Source organism: Deltaproteobacteria bacterium (genome assembly GCA_016933965.1).
In the GTDB taxonomy this organism is placed as follows: domain Bacteria; phylum Desulfobacterota; class Syntrophia; order Syntrophales; family UBA2210; genus JAFGTS01.
Genome location: JAFGTS010000031.1, coordinates 1 through 21,471, shown reverse-complemented (window position 1 = coordinate 21,471; position 21,471 = coordinate 1). Strand labels below are relative to the sequence as shown.

The 21,471-nt window shown below is 54.9% G+C and carries 16 protein-coding genes and 1 tRNA gene; 8 read left to right on the top strand and 9 right to left on the bottom strand.

Annotated features, from left to right (window positions below; translation table 11 throughout):
* Positions 1-73: 73 nt before the first annotated feature.
* From JXO48_07395 to JXO48_07380, 4 genes are all read right to left on the bottom strand, one after another.
* The gene (locus JXO48_07395; protein MBN2283699.1) at positions 74-1,696 is read right to left on the bottom strand and encodes an NAD(P)-binding protein; all 1,623 of its coding nucleotides are present in this window, start codon (positions 1,694-1,696) and stop codon (positions 74-76) included.
* Positions 1,697-1,798: 102 nt separating this feature from the next.
* Positions 1,799-2,563 (bottom strand): glucose 1-dehydrogenase, encoded by a 765-nt coding sequence (locus tag JXO48_07390; GenBank protein ID MBN2283698.1) that lies wholly within the window; start codon positions 2,561-2,563, stop codon positions 1,799-1,801.
* A 79-nt stretch (positions 2,564-2,642) separates the two neighbouring features.
* On the bottom strand, positions 2,643-4,481 hold the full coding sequence (locus JXO48_07385) for a long-chain fatty acid--CoA ligase (protein ID MBN2283697.1): 1,839 nt from the start codon (positions 4,479-4,481) through the stop codon (positions 2,643-2,645).
* A 92-nt stretch (positions 4,482-4,573) separates the two neighbouring features.
* Complete coding sequence (locus tag JXO48_07380; protein ID MBN2283696.1) at positions 4,574-5,065, bottom strand: acyl-CoA dehydrogenase C-terminal domain-containing protein; 492 nt, start codon at positions 5,063-5,065, stop codon at positions 4,574-4,576.
* 401 nt (positions 5,066-5,466) lie between these two features.
* Between JXO48_07380 and JXO48_07375 the strand changes: the two genes are divergently transcribed.
* Complete coding sequence (locus JXO48_07375) at positions 5,467-6,645, top strand: thiolase family protein (GenBank protein ID MBN2283695.1); 1,179 nt, start codon at positions 5,467-5,469, stop codon at positions 6,643-6,645.
* Between the two features lie 47 nt (positions 6,646-6,692).
* On the opposite strand, the gene JXO48_07370 is transcribed toward JXO48_07375, so the two are convergent.
* Genes JXO48_07370 through JXO48_07360 form a run of 3 tightly spaced genes read right to left on the bottom strand, consistent with a single transcriptional unit; the run spans position 6,693 to position 9,141 of the window.
* On the bottom strand, positions 6,693-6,953 hold the full coding sequence (locus JXO48_07370) for a DUF2007 domain-containing protein (GenBank protein MBN2283694.1): 261 nt from the start codon (positions 6,951-6,953) through the stop codon (positions 6,693-6,695).
* A 23-nt stretch (positions 6,954-6,976) separates the two neighbouring features.
* Complete coding sequence (locus tag JXO48_07365) at positions 6,977-7,651, bottom strand: acetate--CoA ligase family protein (protein MBN2283693.1); 675 nt, start codon at positions 7,649-7,651, stop codon at positions 6,977-6,979.
* 5 nt (positions 7,652-7,656) lie between these two features.
* Entirely contained in the window at positions 7,657-9,141 is a 1,485-nt protein-coding gene (locus JXO48_07360) for a CoA-binding protein (GenBank protein ID MBN2283692.1), read from the bottom strand.
* Positions 9,142-9,399: 258 nt separating this feature from the next.
* Here JXO48_07360 and JXO48_07355 point away from each other — a divergent pair, with 258 nt between their 5' ends.
* Complete coding sequence (locus JXO48_07355; GenBank protein ID MBN2283691.1) at positions 9,400-10,809, top strand: CoA-binding protein; 1,410 nt, start codon at positions 9,400-9,402, stop codon at positions 10,807-10,809.
* A gap of 57 nt (positions 10,810-10,866) precedes the next feature.
* On the opposite strand, the gene JXO48_07350 is transcribed toward JXO48_07355, so the two are convergent.
* Positions 10,867-12,507 (bottom strand): AMP-binding protein, encoded by a 1,641-nt coding sequence (locus JXO48_07350; protein ID MBN2283690.1) that lies wholly within the window; start codon positions 12,505-12,507, stop codon positions 10,867-10,869.
* Positions 12,508-12,813: 306 nt separating this feature from the next.
* On the opposite strand from JXO48_07350, the gene smc reads away from it, so the two are divergent.
* The 5 genes from smc (at position 12,814) to JXO48_07325 (ending at position 19,091) form a co-directional block, all read left to right on the top strand.
* Positions 12,814-16,377, top strand: coding sequence for a chromosome segregation protein SMC (gene smc / locus JXO48_07345; GenBank protein MBN2283689.1), 3,564 nt, complete (start codon positions 12,814-12,816; stop codon positions 16,375-16,377).
* Between the two features lie 80 nt (positions 16,378-16,457).
* On the top strand, positions 16,458-17,390 hold the full coding sequence (gene ftsY, locus JXO48_07340) for a signal recognition particle-docking protein FtsY (protein MBN2283688.1): 933 nt from the start codon (positions 16,458-16,460) through the stop codon (positions 17,388-17,390).
* Between the two features lie 9 nt (positions 17,391-17,399).
* A complete protein-coding gene (locus tag JXO48_07335) occupies positions 17,400-18,056 on the top strand; it encodes a serine/threonine protein phosphatase (protein MBN2283687.1) in 657 nt (218 codons plus the stop codon).
* Positions 18,053-18,976: a glutamate formimidoyltransferase gene (gene ftcD / locus JXO48_07330; protein MBN2283686.1), complete on the top strand. Its 924-nt coding sequence runs from the start codon at positions 18,053-18,055 to the stop codon at positions 18,974-18,976. Before JXO48_07335 ends, ftcD begins: the two co-directional genes overlap by 4 nt.
* A gap of 38 nt (positions 18,977-19,014) precedes the next feature.
* Positions 19,015-19,091: transfer RNA gene (locus JXO48_07325), tRNA-Arg, on the top strand.
* A 42-nt stretch (positions 19,092-19,133) separates the two neighbouring features.
* On the opposite strand, the gene JXO48_07320 is transcribed toward JXO48_07325, so the two are convergent.
* On the bottom strand, positions 19,134-20,354 hold the full coding sequence (locus JXO48_07320) for an HlyC/CorC family transporter (GenBank protein MBN2283685.1): 1,221 nt from the start codon (positions 20,352-20,354) through the stop codon (positions 19,134-19,136).
* A gap of 249 nt (positions 20,355-20,603) precedes the next feature.
* Here JXO48_07320 and JXO48_07315 point away from each other — a divergent pair.
* Positions 20,604-21,471 (top strand): AI-2E family transporter (locus JXO48_07315; protein MBN2283684.1); only part of this gene is annotated, 868 nt, incomplete at its 3' end.

Here is a 21,471-nt window from a genome sequence, read left to right as displayed (position 1 = left end):
CCTCCTCACACTCTTTCCACATACGAAGCGGGAATCGATCCCGCTCCGGTGTTCGTCCCCTCGGGGCGTCCCCCTACTCCCACACCTTGTCTTCAGGAACACCGCGATGGTAGACGGGGAATATCTGTTCTTCGAGCCTGGTTCCCATCATGGCGTCCACCGTCATGACCGCGCACAGACCGGCCCCGTCGACACCGCCTCCCCACATCCGCTTACCGTATTGATCACCCGTGAAGAAGAGATTGCCGATATGAGGCGACGTGACATCAGGGCGCTCCATTCCGACGGGCCGCCAATTCCCGTACGCCCTGTCGCAGGCCGTCCAGATGAAGAATTTCACATCCTCCTTCCAGGAACGGAACGTCCGTTTGAACCAGTTTTCGCAGAACTCCGTCAATCTCTTGACCTTGTCCGGATTGTTCATCTCGTAATCGAGCAGTGGGAGCGAGAAACAGTAATCCCGTTCACCATCGGGAGCCCTTCCATGATCCCTGCAGATGCTCGGCCGAGCCACGCTCTTGCCGGCACTGGAAGACATGTTCCACATGACCACGTCCACGGCACCGCCCCTGAACCCCTCTTCGGGACCGACGACATCGGGCATGTAGATGAAACTCCGTTCATCGATGCCTTTCTCTTCCAGCACGTTCCGCTTCAGTCCGATCATCCCCGTGAGGAGACTGGGCGTGAAGAACTTTGTTCTGACGGCGCTCACGAACTCGTGGTCGAAATGACGGGGGTGAATAATGCTGAAGATAGCCTTGGGCATGAGATTACAGATGATCCGGTCGGCATAGATCGTTTCAAATCCTTTCCTGGTGCGAAGGATAACACCCCGAGCGGTCCCTTTCTCAACAATGACCTGCTCCACCGGCGTGTTTCTCAGCACTTTCCCGCCGAACGAGTTCAGACACTCTTCCATGGCCAGCGGTATGGCCGTGACACCGGGGTTGGAAATGGTACCGACGGAACCGTCCACGAGATTCATTTTGATATCCCGCGCCATCGCCTGATATCCGAGAAAATCGCCGGCCGGTGTCATGGAAAGATCGTTCTGGACGGTTTGTGAGGCCGCGAGGTTCTTGATATAGGCGTAGGTTTTCGGATTGATCTTCCGCTGCTCGAGCCAATCCTGGAGAGAAATCTTCATCAGGGATTTCAGTGATGCATAATCGGTCATCGCCATCGCCCTGAGCTGTTCGATCGTTTCCCCATATTCCTGTGGCGACATCCATCCGTAGGCCTCACCCTTGCCGACCTGGTAGAAGCGGTTACCCCCCCGGTAATCGATGTATGCAAACCCTGTGTTGGTGGGAAGGTCGACGGGAACATCCAGGTAATCCAGCAGGCAGCGCACGCGGCTCCTGTTGCCCCAGAACAACCCATGGCCGCTGTCCATGGTATAGCCGTCGAACAGCCCCTTCTGAAAGCATTCCTCAATGGCAGGAAACCCCTTCGCGGCAAAGGGCCAGGTACCATTATACTCCCACATCTGCCTGAAACCGTTCACATCGAGTTCCAGGCCGTCAACGGTCATCCGGTCACCCTTGCCTACCATGGAGAGGCTGCGGCCACCGATAAAGGGGGCCTTTTCGGCTACCAGTACCTTTTTCCCAAAATTCTTCGCTAAAAGAGCTGCGGCCCCCATACCGGCGATACCTGAACCTATTACGATCACGTCATACTTTTTCGCCATACTGTCGATTCTCCTTCCCCTTTCAAAGCATGGTATTTTTGTTCGATCCATTTCACCCGGCGGTCATTTGTAAAATGTATCCATCCACCGGACGCTGCATCGTTAAAGGGATGTCCCTCCGTCGGCTACCAGGACCTGGCCCGTCATGAAGGATGATGCGTCCGACGCGAGGAACAGGGCGATCCGGGCGATCTCTTCGGGCTGGGCGATCCTGCCCAGGGGCGTCCGTTCCAGGACGTTCTTCATCAGGGAATCATCCGTCCAGAGTGCCTGGGAAAAGCGGGTCTGCACGACACCGGGTGCTATGGCATTGACCCTTACACCATAGCGGCCCATTTCCTTCGCCATGGCACGTGTGAGCATATTGATGCCGGCCTTGCTGATGCAGTACAATCCCAGCCCCCAGTCCGGGGTAAGGCCGCCCAGAGAGGATATGTTGACGATAACACCCGACTCCTGCTCCTTCATCACCTTTCCCGCTGCCTGGCTCAGAAGAGTGTAGCCCTTGAGGTTCGTGAGCATGATCTGATCGTACATCCCCTCATCCATGTCTATCAACTGCCCCATTCCGGGATTGGTAGCCGCGTTGTTCACCAGCACGTCGATCCCGCCGAACTCCTTTTTCACTCTGTCAATAAGGGCATTGATGCTGTCCGCTTCACGATTATGATAGGTGACGACAAGCGCCGTTCTTCCCATTGCCCGGATCTCATCGGCCACAGCGTCCAGAGCTTCCTGTTTCCGGCTTGCCACGGCAACATCCGCGCCGGCATCGGCGAACCGGAGCGCGATGGCTTTTCCAATCCCCCTGCTCGCCCCCGTTATCAGCGTCTTCTTTCCTGCCATTGAAAGATATGAAACATCCATGGTGTACTCCCCGGTGGATCGACACGGTTACCCGCATTGGTTATCAAATGTTAACGACATTAACTTATATTAACCTACATCATGTGTCAAGCCTTTTCTTACTTCCCTGTTCAGCCATGTACATCGCATTGATCTCTTTCGCGTACTTTTCTGCTAGGACGCGGCGTTTCACCTTCAACGTCGGTGTCAGCTCACCCGTCTCCTGGGTCCAGACAAAGGGCATCAAGGTAAATTTCTTTATCTGCTCAACCCGTCCGAAGGGTCCCATCTTTTCTTTGATCTCTCTGTCGAAAAGGTCCTTCACCTCTTCCCTGCCTATCAACTCTTCCCGGTTCGTGAAACCGATGTTGTTCTTTCGCGCCCAGGGTTCAAGTATTTCAAAGACAGGTACCACCAGTGCTGACAGGTACTTTCGGCTGTCACCGATGACGGCCACCTGTTCGATGAACTCGGACGTCAGCATGGCATTTTCAAGATTCTGAGGGGAAATGTTCTTGCCGCCGGACGTGATGAGTATGTCCTTTATCCTTCCCGTGATACGGAGATTTCCCTCGGCATCCAGTTCACCAATGTCGCCGCTTCTCAGGTATCCGTCACTCGTCATTGCCTCCCGCGTGGCTGCTTCATTCTTGTAGTAACCCACCATGACCTGGGGACCCTTAATGAGCAATTCTCCGTCATCACCTATTCTTATCTCCGTATCGGGAACAGGCATGCCGACCGTTCCCGGTCTGATGTGTCCCACGTAATTGCAGGTCACGACGGGTGACGTTTCACTGAGCCCATATGCGTCGCAGCAGCTGATACCGATGCCCAGGAAAAATTCAAGAACATGGGGAAGCATGGGAGCCCCGCCAAGGCCGATAAAATAGATCCGGTCCAGGCCGAGGGCCTTTTTCAGCTTGGAAAATATCAGCCGGTCGGCCAGGTTGTACTCAAGGGCGAAAAGACCGCCGCGTTTCTTCCCATTGCAGATATAGGGAAGGTTTCTCGCACCCACGCTTTTCGCCCACTCAAAGAGCTTCTTCTTCAGGGGCGGCGCCTGGGCGACCTTTTCATGAATGCCGTCATACATCTTCTCCAGCACCCGGGGGACGGAGGCCATGAAAGTGGGACGGATCGCCTGCAGGTCTTCCAGAAGCGTGGTGATGTCCTTTACAAAGCAGACCTTGTTGGCGCTGTACACCTGACAGTAATAAACCGCCGTCCGTTCCACGGCATGAGAAAGGGGCAGAAACGAGGGCAGCCGGTGCTGCTGCGTCACTATTTCGGGAAACCGGGCCTTGAACTGATGCACATTGGACATGATGTTATGATGTGAGAGCATGACCCCTTTCGGGTCTCCCGTGGTACCGGAGGTGTAAATGAACGTGCACAGGTCGTCGGGGCGAATCGCTTTGAGCCGCCGGTCGAATTCATCTTCGTCCCGGCAGGCCCTTCCCTGCTCAAAGGCTTCCCCCATGGTGAGCACGCCTTCATATGTTCCGCCGATCTCGTCAAACACGACCACTTCCTCCAGTTTCGGCAGTGCTTTTCTGACGGACAAGACGCGACGCAAGTGATCTTCCGTGCCGGCACAGCATATCCGGGCATCCGAATCGTCCAGTATGTACCGAACCTCTTCGGGGGTGTTGGTCGCGTAGATCGGGATATTGACGGCCCCGATGGATAGAATGGCCATATCGGCGACCCACCACTCAAACCGGTTCGGTGAGAAGACGGCCACCTTGTCACCGTGCCGGATGCCCCTGTCGAGCAGATGATACGCAAATTCGTGGATCATATCATTCATTCGGTTCCAGGAAACATCGAACCATTCACCGGCGCCATTCCGGTAGGCCACGCAGGCCTTTTCACCGTTTTCGAGCGCTCTGTTCTGAAAAACCGCTGCCATGGTTATCTCATCAAAGTGTTCCATCAGTACCTCCTTTATCAAGCGCCACCGCAATAGGGATCTGAAACTGGCAGGCCGAACGCGCGGCGGAGAAGTCCGCCGCATAACGGACTTTTCTACCAGGCGAAACTTTCCTCGGCGATTTCCAGCATGGAAATATCATCGCTCTTGATCGATCTCAGCGTCGCATTCACTTCGGGCAGTATGTGGTTCACAAAAAACTTCAGGCTTGCCGTTTTACCCGCATAAAACGCGGCGTCCTTGTTTTCCTTCAGGAATTGCGACCACGATCGAGGATCACGGCGATCGACGCCGGCGTTTTCGCACAACGCGTCCGTCTTTTCGTCGGCGACCCCGGCCTGCCAGAGCAACAGCCATGCCGAGACGACCTTTCCCATCATCATCAGAAATGGATAGGCCTGTGAAACCGGCACCAGGAACTTCCCTTCCTTGCCGCAACCGGCAAAATACATGCCGGCCTCGACCAGGTCGTTCACGGCTGCCTGTGTCTTCTGTGCCATATCCATGAGGTTTGGATTATCTGCATACCGGGCTATGGTGGCGTTCATTTCAGCAAGCAGGATCATGAAGTAGCTTCCTTTTTTCATTGGGAGCTTCCGTCCCACAAGATCCAGGGCCTGAATTCCGTTGGTACCCTCATGGATCGATGCGATTTTCTCGACCAAGCCGGGCCCTGTCGCAGCGCAATGACCACTCCGGGATACCGGCCCGGTGATGCCGCCCGTTCATCCAATATGATCATGGGTATTATTTTAAGAGTGCTTCCAGGCACTTCTTTTGTGAGAAATCGAGACGTCATAATGTAAATAGACATACAAAAAATTAACGTTGTTATCTTTTATTGTGTGTGTTAATATAATCTGACATTGGTAATGGAGTCAAGAGATTTTATCGACAGTGATGAAAAAGATCGACGTACCGCCGATGGGAACCATCCGGTCATGGGAAAGCAAGGAAGTAACATTATATATGTGAAGGAGGATAATCTATGAAGGAATGCGTTATCGTCGATGGAGTCAGGACCGCAAACGTGCGGGCACATCCCAAGAAGGGCTGGTTCAGGAACCTTCGTCCCGAGGTACCCCTGAAGGCAGCGTACACGGCCCTGTTCGCGCGTAATCCTCAGGTCAACCCGGAAAACATAGACGCCGTATTCTGCGGTACTGCAAACCAGGCAGGTATGCAGAACGACATCGCCCGACTCGGCTGGCTCGCGGGAGGATTTCCGGAATCGATCCCGACGAACGGCATCGGCCAGCAGTGTCCCTCAGGCATGGCGGCGGCCGAGCATGCGGCACGGGCGATCATGTGCGGTGAGGGAGAGATCTATGTCGTATCAGGCGTCGAGGACATGGAAAAGGCTAATCCCATGTTCCATATCGACTTTTCACCACTCCTAGCCGACCGGTACAACATGCAGGACCTTCTGATGGGTTCCACGGCGGAAAAGGTAGCTGCTCAGTACAGCGTATCACGTGTCGATCAGGAAAATTTCGCCTTCTGGAGTCACCGGCGTGCCCATGAAGCCACAGAGGCGGGGAAATTCGCCAACGAGATCATTCCCGTAGAGGGCCACGATGATGAGGGCAATACCATCATCGTTGACCGGGACCAGTGGGTAAGGCCCGATATCTCCATGGACCAGATGGCAGCCATGAAACCGGCATACCGGGAAGACGGCGTCGTCACGGCAGCCACATCATCTCCCATTACTGCAGGTGCCTGCGCCATGCTGCTCATGAGCCGCGAAAAGGCGGACGAACTCGGCATGAAGTATCACCTCGCCTATGCCGGCGGTGTCATGGCCGGATGCGACCCGACCGTCATGGGCATGGGTCCTCTTTACGCCGCCCGGAAACTCCTCGCATGGAAAGGAATGACCATAAACGACATCGATGTGTGGGAGCTGAACGAGGCCTTCGGCAGCCAGTCCCTGGCCGTCCTACGCGAACTGGGACTGGGTGAGAACGCACCCTTCGAAAACGTGAACGTCTGGGGCGGAGCGCTGGCACTCGGTCATCCCCTCGGCCAGTCCGGCGCCCGGATCATCATTACCCTGAACAATATAATGCAGAACGATTACCCAGACGCGACGTACGGGGTCGCCATGCTCTGCGGCGGTTTCGGGAACGCGAACGCGTCGTTGTGGAAAAATGTGAAAAAATGATGGGGGTATCTGAAGAAGGCGCGGCGGGTAGTATCACCGCGCCTTCTTTATTTCTCCTGCCAGTCCAGGTCCCCGTTCTCATAGGTCCTGGAGAGGACATCCAATGCCCGGGGAGCGTCCTGCGAAGGAACGGTCACTCTCACCTGGCCGAGGCCGTCCAGCGTGAGACCGTACAGAGCCCCCACCGCTTCATACTCGAGCCGCGTGGGAATCCCTTCCGTTTCAAGCCTGCCTACGATGATATTCGCCTCGGCCATGCCGTTGGCGACGAAGACGACGTCCCACTTTTCCCCTTCAAAGGAACTCATGTTTATTGTGCTTTCCTGCCTGGTTATTTGCCGTTCAGAACGACAAGGGCGTCAACGGCAACCGGTTTCCCATCAAGAACCTTCAGGGGGTTGATGTCGATCTCCCGCACCGCCTCGTATTCCAGCCCGATGCGTCCGAGCGCCAGCAGGATGTCGGCGAGCATTTCACGGTCCACGGGCGGCTTTCCTCGAACAGCGCCCAGTATTTTCCTGCCCCTGATGTCATCCATCATCTCCATGGCATCGAGCCGGGTCAGTGGTGCGACACGGAAGGAAATATCCTCGAGTATCTCCGTAAAGATCCCTCCCAGACCGAACATGACGCACGGACCGAACTGCTCGTCACGGGTCAGTCCAACCACCAGTTCCCGGTCCCCTTTCACCATCTGCTGGACGAGGACTTCCTTGACGGTCACGTCAGGTTTCGATGTCAGGCGCCGGAAGGCTTCACGAACATCATCTTCATCACGCATGTCCAGAGCGATGAGATCCATCTCCGTCTTATGGCTCAACTCCTCACCGGACCCTTTCAAGACCACCGGATAGCCGATCTCTGCCGCGGCCGCCACGGCGGCTTCCTCGGTCGTCACGATGGTTTCCCGGGTTACGGGGATCCCCGCCTCAGCGAGAAACAGTTTCGATTCATGCTCCGAAAGAGCCTTCGCCCCCCTTTTCAATGCCTCTTCGATGATCTTCATACGTCCTACCGTCTCCTTTGTTTGGTTTCATAATACCGTGAAACATGACCGATGGCGCGAAGAGCGCCCGTGAGATCGTCAAAAACGGGAATATGCCGCTCCAGAAACGCGTTTCTTACTGCCCGTATCATTTCCTCAACGCCCATTTTCGAAATGTCTCTCACATTATTCGGCAACACCACCACCACGGGCTTGCCCGTTTTCTCCACCACGTCCTTCATGGCATCGGCGAGCACCTGGATGGGAACGACGTCCTTGACCGAAACACCTTCAATATCCTTTGCAAAGTGCTCAAAATGGTACAAAAGCTGGATCAGGACCTGAATGTCGACCCGGTCGTCCTCGGCAGCCATGAGAAGGGCCTTTTTCAGGGTCCCCGGATCAACATAGGGATTTCCCACATCGATCGGGTTCAACGCGCTCGAACCCGGTTTGGGGAGCACAGAGAGAATCCGGTCACTGAGTGACTGCTCAAGACGAGGAAGTTCAAGACCGAAGCTTTCCGCCGCATCACAGGCACCCACCCCCAGGGCGCCTCCGCCGCCGGTAACCACTATACCCCGGTATACCTGGCCTGGAAGTCTTGACAGGGCCAGTGTCGTTTCTGCCATCTCCATCAGGTCCACGACGGGAACCACGTTGCACTGCCGCATGAGGGACTTCCAGATGACACCGCTCCCCCCCAGGGAGGCCGTATGGCTCAGGACCGCCCTATTTCCGGCATCTGAAAGACCGCCCTTGTAAATGACCACGGGTTTCTTCTCACCCACCTCTCTGAGTACGTCAAAGAACAGCCGCCCCTCCTGAACGCCTTCGACGTACATGGCGACCACGCCCGTTTCCGGGTCATCTCCGAGGTACCGGAGCAGTTCCGTTTCCCTCAGGTCGGCTCCGTTCCCGAAGCTGATGACCTTGCTGAAACGGACACCCATCCACCGGCCCATGTGCGCGAAGTCTATCGACATCCCGCCGCTCTGGGAAAGGAAGGCCACGGGACCGCTTTCCCGGGACAGGTCCGGACCGGGCATCAGTGTCAGCCCGCTGCCGGGACAGTACACGCCGAAACAGTTGGGACCAATCACCCGGATTCCCTGCTTCGCCCGTTCAACAACCGCCTTTTCCAGGGCCATGCCGCCGTCCGTTCCCGTTTCCCTGAACCCGGCGGAAAGGATTTCCGCCCCGGCCGCCCCCTTCCGCAGGGCCGCATCGAGCGTCTCTGGCACCTGTTCGGCGGGAACGGCAATAATGACGAAATCGATATCCTCGGGAATATCTTCGATACGGGGATATATCTTCATGCCCCGGACCATCCCGCCCCGTGGATTCACGGGGTATATCGTTCCCGCGTACCCCATCTCGAGCAACGAGCCCATCATCCAGCCCCCGAAGCCCGCACCGTTCGCAGACACCCCGACGATCGCGATCCGTTCAGGATGAAAGATCCTTTCAAAAACGTCCTTTTCATGTGTGTCGGCCCGAGCAACGCCCATTCAACGCTCCTTTCGCATCCCTGTATCTTTCCGAATCATTCCTGAATCGCGGGCACCCCACCGAGTGCAGTTTATGGTAGGAAAGTCTTGATTTGTCAACATGAAAAATTTCGATCCGCGAACCTGCTGCGGTTCCACCGGCATATGCACCCCCCGCAATGCGACCGTTGTTATGTTCCATGACGGCATCATTTTTTATTGACTGAAATGCCTATCCATAATAGATGAAGGCCACCTTACACGAAAGGGAGTCATCTCGTGGATCTTGAAAAACTGTTCTATCCGAAAAGCATAGCGGTCATCGGCGCTTCGTCAAAGCTGGGCGGCGGAAAACTTCCCTATTACCTCATCCTTAAAATGATCGGCTATAATGGTGAGCTCTACCCTGTCAATCCCAAGTACAACGAAATGGACGGTGTTCGTTTCTACCATTCCCTCGACGAGTTGCCCGAAGGAATAGACCTGGTCATCGTAACGGCACCGAAGAGCCAGTCCCTTGAGATCATGAAGGCGGCGGCACGGAGAAAAGTAAAATTCATTCATTTCTTCACGGCCGGTTTCTCGGAAATGGGCAATCACGAAATGGAAGAGGAGATCATCCGTGAGGCCCGCAGGGGAGGAACACGGATCGTCGGCCCCAACTGCATCGGCGTATATTGTCCCGAAGGACGCGTCAGTTTCGGTTTCAGCATTCAACAACAGAACGGCAACTCGGATGTCTGTTTCATCGGCCAGTCCGGCGGCGTCACGACGAATTTCGTGCGCATGGCCGTAGCTCACTATCTCGGATTGAACAAGGTTGTTTCCTACGGTAACCAGATAGACATACGGGCGGAGGACTATCTTTCCTATTTCGCCCGGGACACGCGGATCCGCGTGATGGGTGCCTATATCGAAGACCTGAAGGAACCGCAGCGCTTTCTTGACATATTGAAGGAGATCACCGCCGAACGCCCCGTCTTCATTCTGAAGGGGGGTATGTCCGAAGCCGGCGCAAAGGCCGCGGCGAGCCACACGGGCGCCATGGCCAGTAACTACCGTGTCTGGGCGTCTGCCATGAGCCAGGGCGGCGGGGTCCTCGTCGACACCTTTGAAGAACTCGTCAATGCCATCATGCTTGGGGTCAGTGACAGAACTCCGGCGGGACCTCGCGTGGGATTCCTGGGCGCGGGGGGAGGAACGGCGGTCACTTTCACCGACTGCGCCGAACTGGCGGGGCTGAACGTCCCGACACTCGCACCGGAGACCCAGAAACGCATCGCGGAAAAGATCAGCGACGTGAACACATCGACGGCGAATCCCGTCGACCTGGGCATGTTCGGGTTCGACTTCAACATCATGGCCGAGGGCATCCTCTCACTTGATGCCGATGAGGGAGTTGACGTCATCGTCCCCTATTTTTCCATCGATTTCATCAACAATTTCCAGAAAGACAAGCTTCAGACCGGACCCAACATCATCCTGGAGGCAGTAGGCCGGGCACAGAAGCCCGTCATACCCGTCATATCGCGCTTCTCGCAGACCAATCTCGAAACGGAAGAGGCCCGCATCGGCATGTTCAAGACCTTCCGTGCGGCAGGGCTGCCGGTCTACGCGACCATACAGGACTGCGCCGGCGCCATCGCGAAATATCTTGAATGGTTAAGGAAAAAGGAAGCGAGGGGATAACCCTCATATGAGAACAACGGCGGGAGGACGGTGACATCCGTCCTCCCTTTTGTTCTTCTACGCGGCGCTTTTCTTGACAAAGCGCTCGATCAGCTTGAACTTCTGGACCTTGCCGCTGGCCGTCATGGGGATATCATCGGTGAATTCCCAGTACTTCGGTATCTTGTGACGGGCGATCCGGCCCCGACAGTATTCAAGCATCTCTTCTTCCGTGGTCTGCCTGCCGTCCTTCAGGATAATCACCGCGAGGATCTGCTCGCCGTACTTTTCATCGGGAACACCTACGACGTAGACGTCCTTTACCTTCGGGTTCGTGTGAAGGAATTCCTCGATCTCACGGGGGTAGATATTTTCCCCGCCCCGAATGATCATGTCCTTGATCCGGCCCGTTATCCTGAAATATCCACGTTCATCCACTGTTCCGAGGTCTCCCGTATGGAGCCAGCCCTCTTCGTCAATGGCTTCCCGTGTGGCCTCGGGCATCTTGTAGTATCCCTTCATGACACAGGGACTCCTGGTGACGATCTCTCCCTGAACGTTGGGCGGCAGGTCCTTTCCCGTATCGGGATCGACGACCTTCCCCTCCACGCCCTCGAAGAGGGTGCCTACCGTCGACACCCGCAGCTCAACGGGATCGTCACGGCGCGTCATGGTCATGACGGGGGAACTCTCGGTCTGGCCGAAGGCGATGACCACTTCGGAGCAGTGCATATCGGTGATGACACGGTTCATCGCCTCGATGGGACAGGGCGCTCCCGCCATGATCCCCGTCCGCAGTGAGCGCAGATCGAAGCGCAGAAAATCGGGATGGTTCAGGATGGCGATGAACATGGTCGGCACGCCATTGACGGCTGTGCATTCTTCTTCTTCGACATACCGCATGGATTTCCCCGGATCGAAGCTTTCCAAAACAACCATGGTCGAACCGTGACAGACACAGTTGAGCGAGCTCATGACGCAACCGAAGCAGTGAAACAGTGGCACCTGTATGAGCAGGCGGTCCTGCTCGGTCATTCCCATGACATCCCCGACCATACGGGCGTTATTGATGATATTGTAATGGGTCAGCATGACGCCCTTCGGGAATCCCGTCGTTCCCGACGTATACTGCATGTTGACCACCTCGTGGGCGTCTATCGACGCTTTTCGCTCCGCGAGTTCGGCATCGCTGACCGTTTCACCCCTTCGGATCACTTCATCGAAACGGAACATGCCGGGCGTTTCCTGCCGGGGCCCGACATAAACGACATTCTTCAGGCGGGGAAGACTCTTAGCGCAGATCTCTCCCGGTTTCGAGAGTCGCATTTCCGGGATGACCTCATGGGAAATATCGAAGAAATTCGTATCCCGGTACCCCTCCATCAGAACGAGCGTCGTCGAATCCGACTGGCGCAGAATATACTCAATTTCGTGTGATTTGTAGTTCGTGTTTACCGTCACCAGGACAGCCCCGATCATGCCAAGGCCGAACTGGAGGTACATCCACTCGGGAAGATTCGTCGTCCAGACCGACACGTGATCCCCTTTGTTGACACCGATCGCCATGAACCCGCGGGCTACAGACCGGCAGGTATCGAGAAATTCCCGGTAGTTCTGCCGGATGTTAAATTCGGGACAGACAAGGGCTTCGCCGTCGGGAAACCGTTCCGCCGTCTCTTCGAGGAGCCTTCCCATGGTAATTTTCCTGAAACCGGACATGATATACAACACCTCCTCGGATAGAACGCGTAATCGCTGGTGCGTTCATATGACCTCTCGCAGCAAGAGTCAAGAAAAAAGGGGGCACCGCACCCGAATGACCTCTTTTTGAAAAGACATTGAAATAATTGGCGCCCTGTGGATAAAAAACACAACAAGATGTGTTCGAAAAAAATCGGCCACAATATATTGTGTTTTTGCTTTACAAAGACCGGTTCTTCTGATAAATTTTTGCTCAAATTATGGAAAAAATAAGTGAGATTAGGTCCTTCCGGCCGACGGAAGGAGGAAAAACGGTCATACTGCATGAAACTGGCGAAACTGGACATACTGGGCTTCAAATCCTTCAGGGATAAGACTCCGCTCGAATTTTCCGAAGGGATCAGCGCCATCGTCGGTCCCAACGGGTGCGGTAAAAGCAACATTGTGGACGCGATCCGCTGGGTCATGGGTGAACAGCGATTCACGGCGCTCCGCGGGAAAAAGATGGAGGACGTCATTTTCAACGGCAGCGACGGAACCGCCGGTGTCAACATCGCGGAAGTGACCATGACCCTGGAGCGTAACGGCAGGATCTTCCCGGGCAAGTTCGCCGAGATGTCGGAGATCACCATATCACGGCGGCTTTACCGCGACGGAGAGAGCGAGTACTTCATCAACAAGGCACCCTGCCGGCTCCTCGATGTCAGAGAATTCTTCATGGATATGGGCGTGGGGGCCAGGACATACTCCATCGTCGAACAGGAACGGGTGACGAAACTGGTCGAAGCAAAGCCCCAGGACCGGCGCGAGTTCATTGAAGAAGCGGCTGGCATCGTCAAATATAAATCAAGGAGGGAATCGGCGACCCGGAAGATCGAGGCGACACAGCAGAACATCACCAGGCTGAACGATATTCTCAGAGAAGTCAAAAGCCAGCTCAACGCCACGGCTCGCCAGGCGAAAAAAGCGGAGCGGTACAAGGAACTGAGGAAAGAGATCAAGGAAGCCCGCCTGCAGCTCTCCCTGCAGACCTATGCGGAACTGACCGCGCGAAGAGCACAACTGCAACACGCCGCCGATTCCCTCAACAAAGAACATATAGAAGCACAAACCGCACTGAAGAGCTCGGAAGCCGCCGTTGAAGACATGAGATCGCAACTTGCCGAGCAGGAAGCGGCCATCACCGACCTGCAGGAGCGGTTCTACTCCGTCAGAAATGAAATAAACATCAAGGAGCAGGGGATCAACTTCGCGCGGGAAACAATCAGGGAACTTCAGCGTAAAAAGGAAGCCAACATCCGCGAAATAGCCGGACAGGAGCAGCGACGGAAAGAGATCAACCAGGAAATCGATGGGATACACACGTCGACAGAGGAATACCGGAAACGGATCAATGACCTTACATCATTAATGGTGGAGATACAGAAAACCGTCGAGGGCCTCAGGGTCCGTGAGAGGTCACTCCATGAAACCCTCGAAATGGAGAAATCGAGCCACATAGACCGGGTCGCCGAACAGGCTCGCGTGAAGAACGTCCTCGCCGCCCTTCTGAAAGGAATGGATTCCATCGGTGTGAAGATAACCACCGAGGAAAAGGAACTCGCTGAAAAGAAAAAGCAGCGGACGGCCCTTGAGAAAAAACGGACCGCGCTGGCCGCCCAATTGTCGGCGGACCGGGAGGGTCTTGCGAAGCTTATTTCCGAGGAAGAGAACATCCAGGCCGGCAGCCAGCAGAAAGAAGCGGAGCTTGCGACCCTGCTGGAAGAGATCGACGGCATCCGGCAGGAGATCGGCATCGCCTCGTCACGGTTGACATCATTAAAGGAACTGCGCGAACGATTCGAACTGTGCAGTGAAGGGACCCGAACCATACTGAAGGCGGTTCAGACACGGGAATTACCCCGCGACGAAGTGCTCGGCCTGGTCGCCGACAACATCAGCGTTCCCCGGAACTATGAAACGGCCGTTGAAGCGGCCCTCGAGGACAAGCTGCAGTATGTCATCGTCAAAAGCCAGAAAGAAGGCATGAAGGCGATCGATTACCTCAAGCAGCGCGCCTCGGGACGGGGCAGCTTCATTCCCCTGGAACTGCGAAATGGCGGCACCGACGAAACCCTTCCCGCCTACCTGAAGGGGGCGGTCCGCCTTGCTGACCATGTGACGCCCCATGACGATCATTACCGTCCCATCGTTGACTACCTCCTGAAGGACGTTCTTCTGATATCCGACCTCCGGACGGCACTGGGCCTGTGGGAGAAGAACGGATTCACGGGGACCTATGTCACCCCCGAAGGCGACATCATCCGCTCCGACGGCGTCATAACCGGCGGTAGCGCCGTGAACGGTGAGGGTTCGCTTTTGCGGAACAACCGTGAGATCGAAGAATTGAACGCCCTGGTGGATGCACTGAACGGTCGTCTCGCAAAAAGCCGCTCTCATGCGGAAAAACTGAAGACGGCACTCTCGGCGCTCCGTGAGCGGACAGCCGTTCTCAGGACACAGATCCATGAACAGCAGATCGCCATCAACGGACGGGAGAAGGACCTCGAGAGGCTTGACGGAGAAGCATCCTGGATCGATCAGGCCATCACGGTCGCTACCTTCAACCGGGATACACTGGAATCGGAAAAAGAGGATGCCCTGCGGCGGATAGAGGAGCTTCGGCAGGAAGAGGCATCGCAGAAAGAGGCTATGGCATCCGCCGGCGAGCGGATCACCGCCCTTCAGGAAGAGTGGACCCGCCTCAAGGAGGAACTGGCCGGACGAGACGCCGAACTGGTGGAAAAGAGAATTTCCATAACTTCTCTTGAGGAACAGCACAAGGGGAAGGAAGAGACCCTTGCCCGGCTTGACAAGGCACTCCTGGAAGCCGGTGAGGCCATTTCTCAGCTTCATGTGGACCTGCGCAACGGCGAGAACAAGGCTGCCGAAACGGCTCAATCCATAGAACGGGATGAGACGGCCCTGACCGGACTGTATGAAACATACAACGGTCTGGAGAAAGACCTGTCACACCGGCGGGAGCTGCAGGGAAACAGGGAATCGGTTCTTCGGGAGCACGAGGTGTCGGTCCTGAAGGAACGAAGGCTCCACGAAGAACTGGCGAAGAAGGCCGGCAACCTTGAGATCGAGATCCGGGAGCTGAACATAAAACTTGAAACACTTGCCCGGGCGATTGAGGAAAAATATGCCGTCGATATAGAGGAACTGTTGCCGGGATTCGCTGGACTGAGCGAATCAGAGACCGAACAGCTGCACCGGAAACTTACGGACAGTGAAAAGAAGATCGAGGAGTTCGGAGAAGTCAATCTTCTCGCCCTCAGCGAACATGAGCAGCTGCGGGAACGCCACGATTTCCTCGCGATCCAGCTGAAGGACCTCAACGAATCGATCGAGTCCCTGCAGCGGACCATCTCAAGGATAAACCAGATATCGAGAAAGCGTTTCGCCGAAACCTTCGAGGCTGTGGACGGCTATTTCCAGGAGGTCTTTCCCCGGCTTTTCCCTGGCGGCAAGGGTCGGCTGATCCTTACCGACGAAGAGGACATGCTGGAAACCGGCGTCGATATCGAACTTCAGATCCCGGGGAAACGGCGGCAGAACCTGTCCCTCCTGTCGGGCGGCGAAAAGGCCCTCTCGGCAGTGGCCCTGATCTTTTCGATCCTCCTGTACCGTCCGACGCCCTTCCTGGTCCTTGACGAGGCCGACGCGCCGCTGGACGATACGAACGTATACCTTTTCAAGAATCTCGTGAAGGACGTCGCCCGCAACTCCCAGGTCATCTACATAACGCACAACAAGCAGACCATGGAGGCCGCCGACAACCTCATCGGCGTCACCATGGCGAAAAACGGCATATCGAGCATCGTATCTGTCAGCCTCAATTGAACCTCACCTGATTCGATTCTTTACATCTCACGGGAAACATTGTATGAGTAGCGCCTAAACCCTGATCTGGAAGTTCGACGATGGAAGAGAACAGCAAGGAAGCGGGATTTTTCTCACGGCTCAAAACGGGTCTTGACAAAACACGAAAGAGCTTTGTCAGAAATCTCGATGAAATGATCTCCGGCGACAAGGTGATCTCCCAGGATACTTTTGAAGACCTGGAAGAGATCATGATAGCCGCTGACCTAGGGCCGGCCTTCACCTGCGACCTCATCGAGGATATGCGGGACCGGGCGAAACGCCGTGAATTGGACCAATCGGATTCGCTCAAGAACATCATCAAGGACAATATGGTCGGCATCCTGGCCCACTGTGAAGCCCCGCTGCGGATACCGCTGGACTCGCTTTACACTATCATGGTGGTGGGCGTGAACGGCACGGGGAAAACAACCACCATCGGAAAAATGGCGCATCGCTTCACAAAGAGAGGGCTCTCCGTCATGCTCGCGGCGGCGGACACCTTCCGGGCGGCAGCCATCGAGCAGCTTGAGATCTGGAGCACCCGGACCGGCGTTCCCCTGATAAAACAGAAGATGGGCGCCGACCCATCGGCCGTCGTTTATGACGCCATCCACTCCGCCCAGTCGAAGAACGTGAATGTCCTTATCATCGACACGGCGGGCCGGCTGCATACGAAGACCAACCTCATGGACGAGCTCAAAAAGGTCCAGAGAATCATGGGACGGGAACTTCCCGGGTCCCCCCACGAGACACTGCTCGTCCTTGACGCCACCACGGGTCAGAACGCCGTCTCACAGGCACAGATGTTCAACAAGGAGATCGGCATCACCGGGCTGGCCCTGACGAAACTGGACGGCACATCAAAGGGAGGTATCGTGGTCAGGATCGCCAAGGAAATGAAGCTCCCCATCCGGTATATCGGCATCGGTGAAAAGATCGATGACCTGCGGACATTCAAGAGCGAGGAATTTGTCAAAGCCCTCTTCGAATAAGGAGAGGCCATGGAAAAAATATTCGCCATCGGCGACATCCACGGGTGCCTCGACGAACTGGATGCACTGCTCTCCACCATCACTATCAATGCGGATCGCGACCTTCTCCTCTTCATCGGCGATTACATAGACCGGGGCCCCGCTTCAAAAGGGGTGGTTGATCGCGTGCTTGAACTGAAGGCGCGCCTGAACCACGTTGTCTGTCTCATGGGAAACCATGAGCAGATGTTCCTCGACTACATCACGGGCGGAACAACGGGTGACATGTTTCTTTACAACGGGGGAGACGCGACGCTGCGGTCATACCGCGATCGCCTGTCGCTTCGAAGCGCTGTCGATATCATGCCGGAAGCGCACCGGGACTTCTTTGAATCCCTGCAACTTTTTTTTGAAACCGACGACTATCTTTTCGTGCATGCCGGTTTCAGGCCCGGCATACCTCTTGAGGAACAGGACCGGGAAGACCTGTTCTGGATACGCTACGAGTTCATCCGGTCCGATCACGACTTTGGAAAAACCGTCGTCTTCGGCCACACACCCTTTCCCGATGTGTACCGAGACGATTACAAGATCGGGATCGACACGGGCGCCGTTTACGGCGGGTACCTGACCTGCCTGGAGCTGCCCGCCGAAGTGATCCACCAGGTGGGGGGACTTGACATATGAAGATCATGGAATGTGTGCCGAATTTCAGTGAAGGCAGGAACGGAATGTTCCTCGACGAGATGGTGCGCCTGCTGTCCGACGTCGGGGGCGTGCGGGTCCTCGACGCCGGCATGGACCCCGACCACAACCGCAGCGTCATCACCTTCATCGGAACCTGTGATTCAATTCTGACGGGTGCCGACCGACTCTGTGACCGGGCTGTCGAACTGATCGACATGAGGACCCATGAAGGCGTGCATCCACGCATGGGCGCCGTCGACGTGGTCCCCTTCATCCCCCTTGCCGGCGCCGGCATGGAGGACGCCGTCGCCGCGGCCCACACCTTCGGCCGCGGCTTCGCCCGCCGTAACAGGATACCCGTTTACTTTTACGGAGCGGCGGCCCTTCACCCCCGGAAAAAGGAACTTCCCGACGTGCGGCGATGCCGGTATGAAGGATTGGAGGAACGGCTGAAGGACGAGCAATGGAAGCCCGACGCGGGCCCGGTGCGGTACAAACCCCGCAGCGGGGCGACAGCCGTCGGCGCCCGGAAACCGCTCATCGCCTTCAATGTCAATCTTAACTGCGATAACGTCGTCGCAGCCAGGCAGATCGCCCGGGACATCAGGGAATCATACGGTGGCCTCCCCTGCGTCAGGGCCATCGGTATCGAGCTTACCAGCAGGGGGATCGTCCAGGTCTCCATGAACCTCATCGATTACGAAGTAACACCGCCCGTGGTGGTCTTCGACCATATCCGCGAACAGGCCGCTCAATGGGGGATCGAGGTCCTCGAATCGGAACTGATCGGCCTGGCACCTCAAAAAGCCTTTGAAGGCGTCTCGGCAGACTATCTGAAACTCGTCAATTTCGGTCCCGAGCGGATACTCGAAAACTACCTCTCCTTTTCCCCCAAATCATTTGACTCGAAGGAGAAATAATGATAGGGGATTTCCTCTCAAAAACCGACAGGCCGCGTGCCCCCGTAGCTCAGGCGGATAGAGCAACGGATTCCTAATCCGTGTGCCGTGTGTTCGAGTCACACCGGGGGCACCAGAAATAGCAAGGGTTACAGCATATCAGGCTGTAACCCTTTTCCTAATTCGCCGGATCACCCTTTCCGGCCTGGCTTTCTTCTGTGATTTCCACCTTGATGCCAAGTGCCTTGGCGCGTTTTTTCCACTGTTGCCGTGCAAGAACACGCATGTCTTCAACATCATCCATTTCATCTTGAATTTCCATGCCCAATAATGTCTCCAACACATCTTCCAGCGTTACCAACCCTGACGTTCCTCCATATTCATTAACGACAATGGCGATGTGTTGCCGATGATCGAGAAGAAATTCCAACAGCATTGACAATGGCATTAACTCTGGAACGAAATGAACACTTCGCTTCAGTGCATCAAGCTTTACATCACCCCGTCCCAGGGACGTGGACATTAGAATCTCATCTTTGAGAACAAAGCCCGTAATGTTATCAATATCCGTTTCGTATACCGGCAGGCGCGAGAATGGAGCTTCAGTGACATCCTTCAAGGCCTCCGCAACCATCATATCTTGAGGCAATGCCGAAATTACAACACGTGGTGTCATGATGTCTGTTACTTGCAGCGAGCCGAACTGAAATAGATTTCGTATGAACTGGGACTCTTGCTCGTCAATCTGACCAGTCTGCTCACCGACATCCGCCATGGCGACGAATTCATCACGGCTGAAAACATGTTCCACTTTTCCCCGGGCGATCAGTCTTGTCAGTCCTTCAGCAATCCACACCAACGGATAAAGAGATATGATCAGGCCCTGTATGAAAAGTGCCGTTATCCCCACGAACTTCGGCCAGTAGACTGCCCCAATCGTTTTGGGAATGATTTCAGAAAAAAATAAGATCATTAACGTCATGACAGCGGAGAACAAACCAATCCAGACACTTCCAAATACCACCGTAGCTTGAGCCCCAGCCACAACAGCCCCTACAGTGTGTGCGATCGTGTTCAAAGTCAAGATCGCGGCAAGTGATTGGTCAATTCTCTCTTGCCGCAGCCGTTTTAATAATCCCGCGCGTTCTGGTTGCTTCTCTCGGAGACTCTCAATGAACGACGGCGTGATACTCAAGAGAACGGCCTCCGCTATAGAACAGACGAAGGAGAAGACCAATGCCAGCAATACAAAGACAATCAAGAGCACGACATCGGTCTTTGAGCCTTCAACAATCGGCAATATTCCGTTTTCAGTACCTCCTGCAACGGTAGCTCCGGCAAAAACCGACAGGAAGATAACTGCTAATATCTTGCATGAACGTGCGTTTGATGATCTCATAAGAATTCAGATGTCTCTTTGTTGAATCGAATCTTGAAAGTATTCAGTATAAAAACTTATAATTATCAGCATGCATTATCAACATCTACTGATGCAATGTTTATTGAATGCGAAGTTGGTGTAAAAAACTCTATCACATGTTGCGTTCTGAATGAAAGCATGGATAATGTTGATGCACACTTCAGAAAAGGAACCAAGCGGCTTTTATGCACATTGCAAGGGCGCTCGTTCCGAAAAACAGGAGATCTCATGATACCAGACAATAAACCCTTTACCTTTGACCGGGTAGTTCGTCTCGTTTTGGCCGCCGCAGGTATCTGGGCCCTGGTCTGGCTTTTAAGTCTTTTGAGTGATGTTCTTATTCCCTTTGCCGTCGCTCTTCTCTTGGCATACATGATGAACCCGCTGGTTCTTCTGCTGCAGAAGAAGATCCCCAATAGAACGGCATCCGTCTTCATTGCTCTTGCCCTCGTAAGCGGGGTCATTACGTTCGTTTTCTGGCTTATCATTCCCCTGATCATCCATGAAGTGAGTTATATCGGTCGGATTCTCTCAGACCTGGCAAACAATACCGATATTACACAGCGGGCGCGACAACTGCTTCCCCCTGATCTTGTGAACGTATTGAAAGAGTATGCTTCCAGAGAGGAAATACAAGAGTATTTTAAAGCCGAGAATTTCTGGAGCATCGTTGAAATGGCGGCCCGGAAAGTTCTCCCCGGAGTGTGGGGAATTGCAACGGGTATGGCAAGTTTTCTTTTGGGAATTCTGGGACTTGCCATCATTGGCCTCTATCTTGTCTTTCTGCTGATCGATTACCAGAAGGTGAGCACGGGCTGGAAAGAACTGATCCCTCCACTCTATCGCGAGTCCGTCGTTGGATTCGTGAAAGATTTCGAGTCTGCCATGAACAGCTATTTCAGGGGACAGGCGGCGGTAGCAACCATCGTTGGTATCCTTTTTGCCCTGGGATTCTGTCTCATTGGGCTCCCCCTGGGCATTCTTCTTGGGCTCTTTACAGGTATTCTCAACATGGTCCCTTATTTGCAGCTTATCGCCCTGATACCCGCCTTTCTACTTTCACTTGCCTCTTCACTCGAAACGGGAACCAACCTTT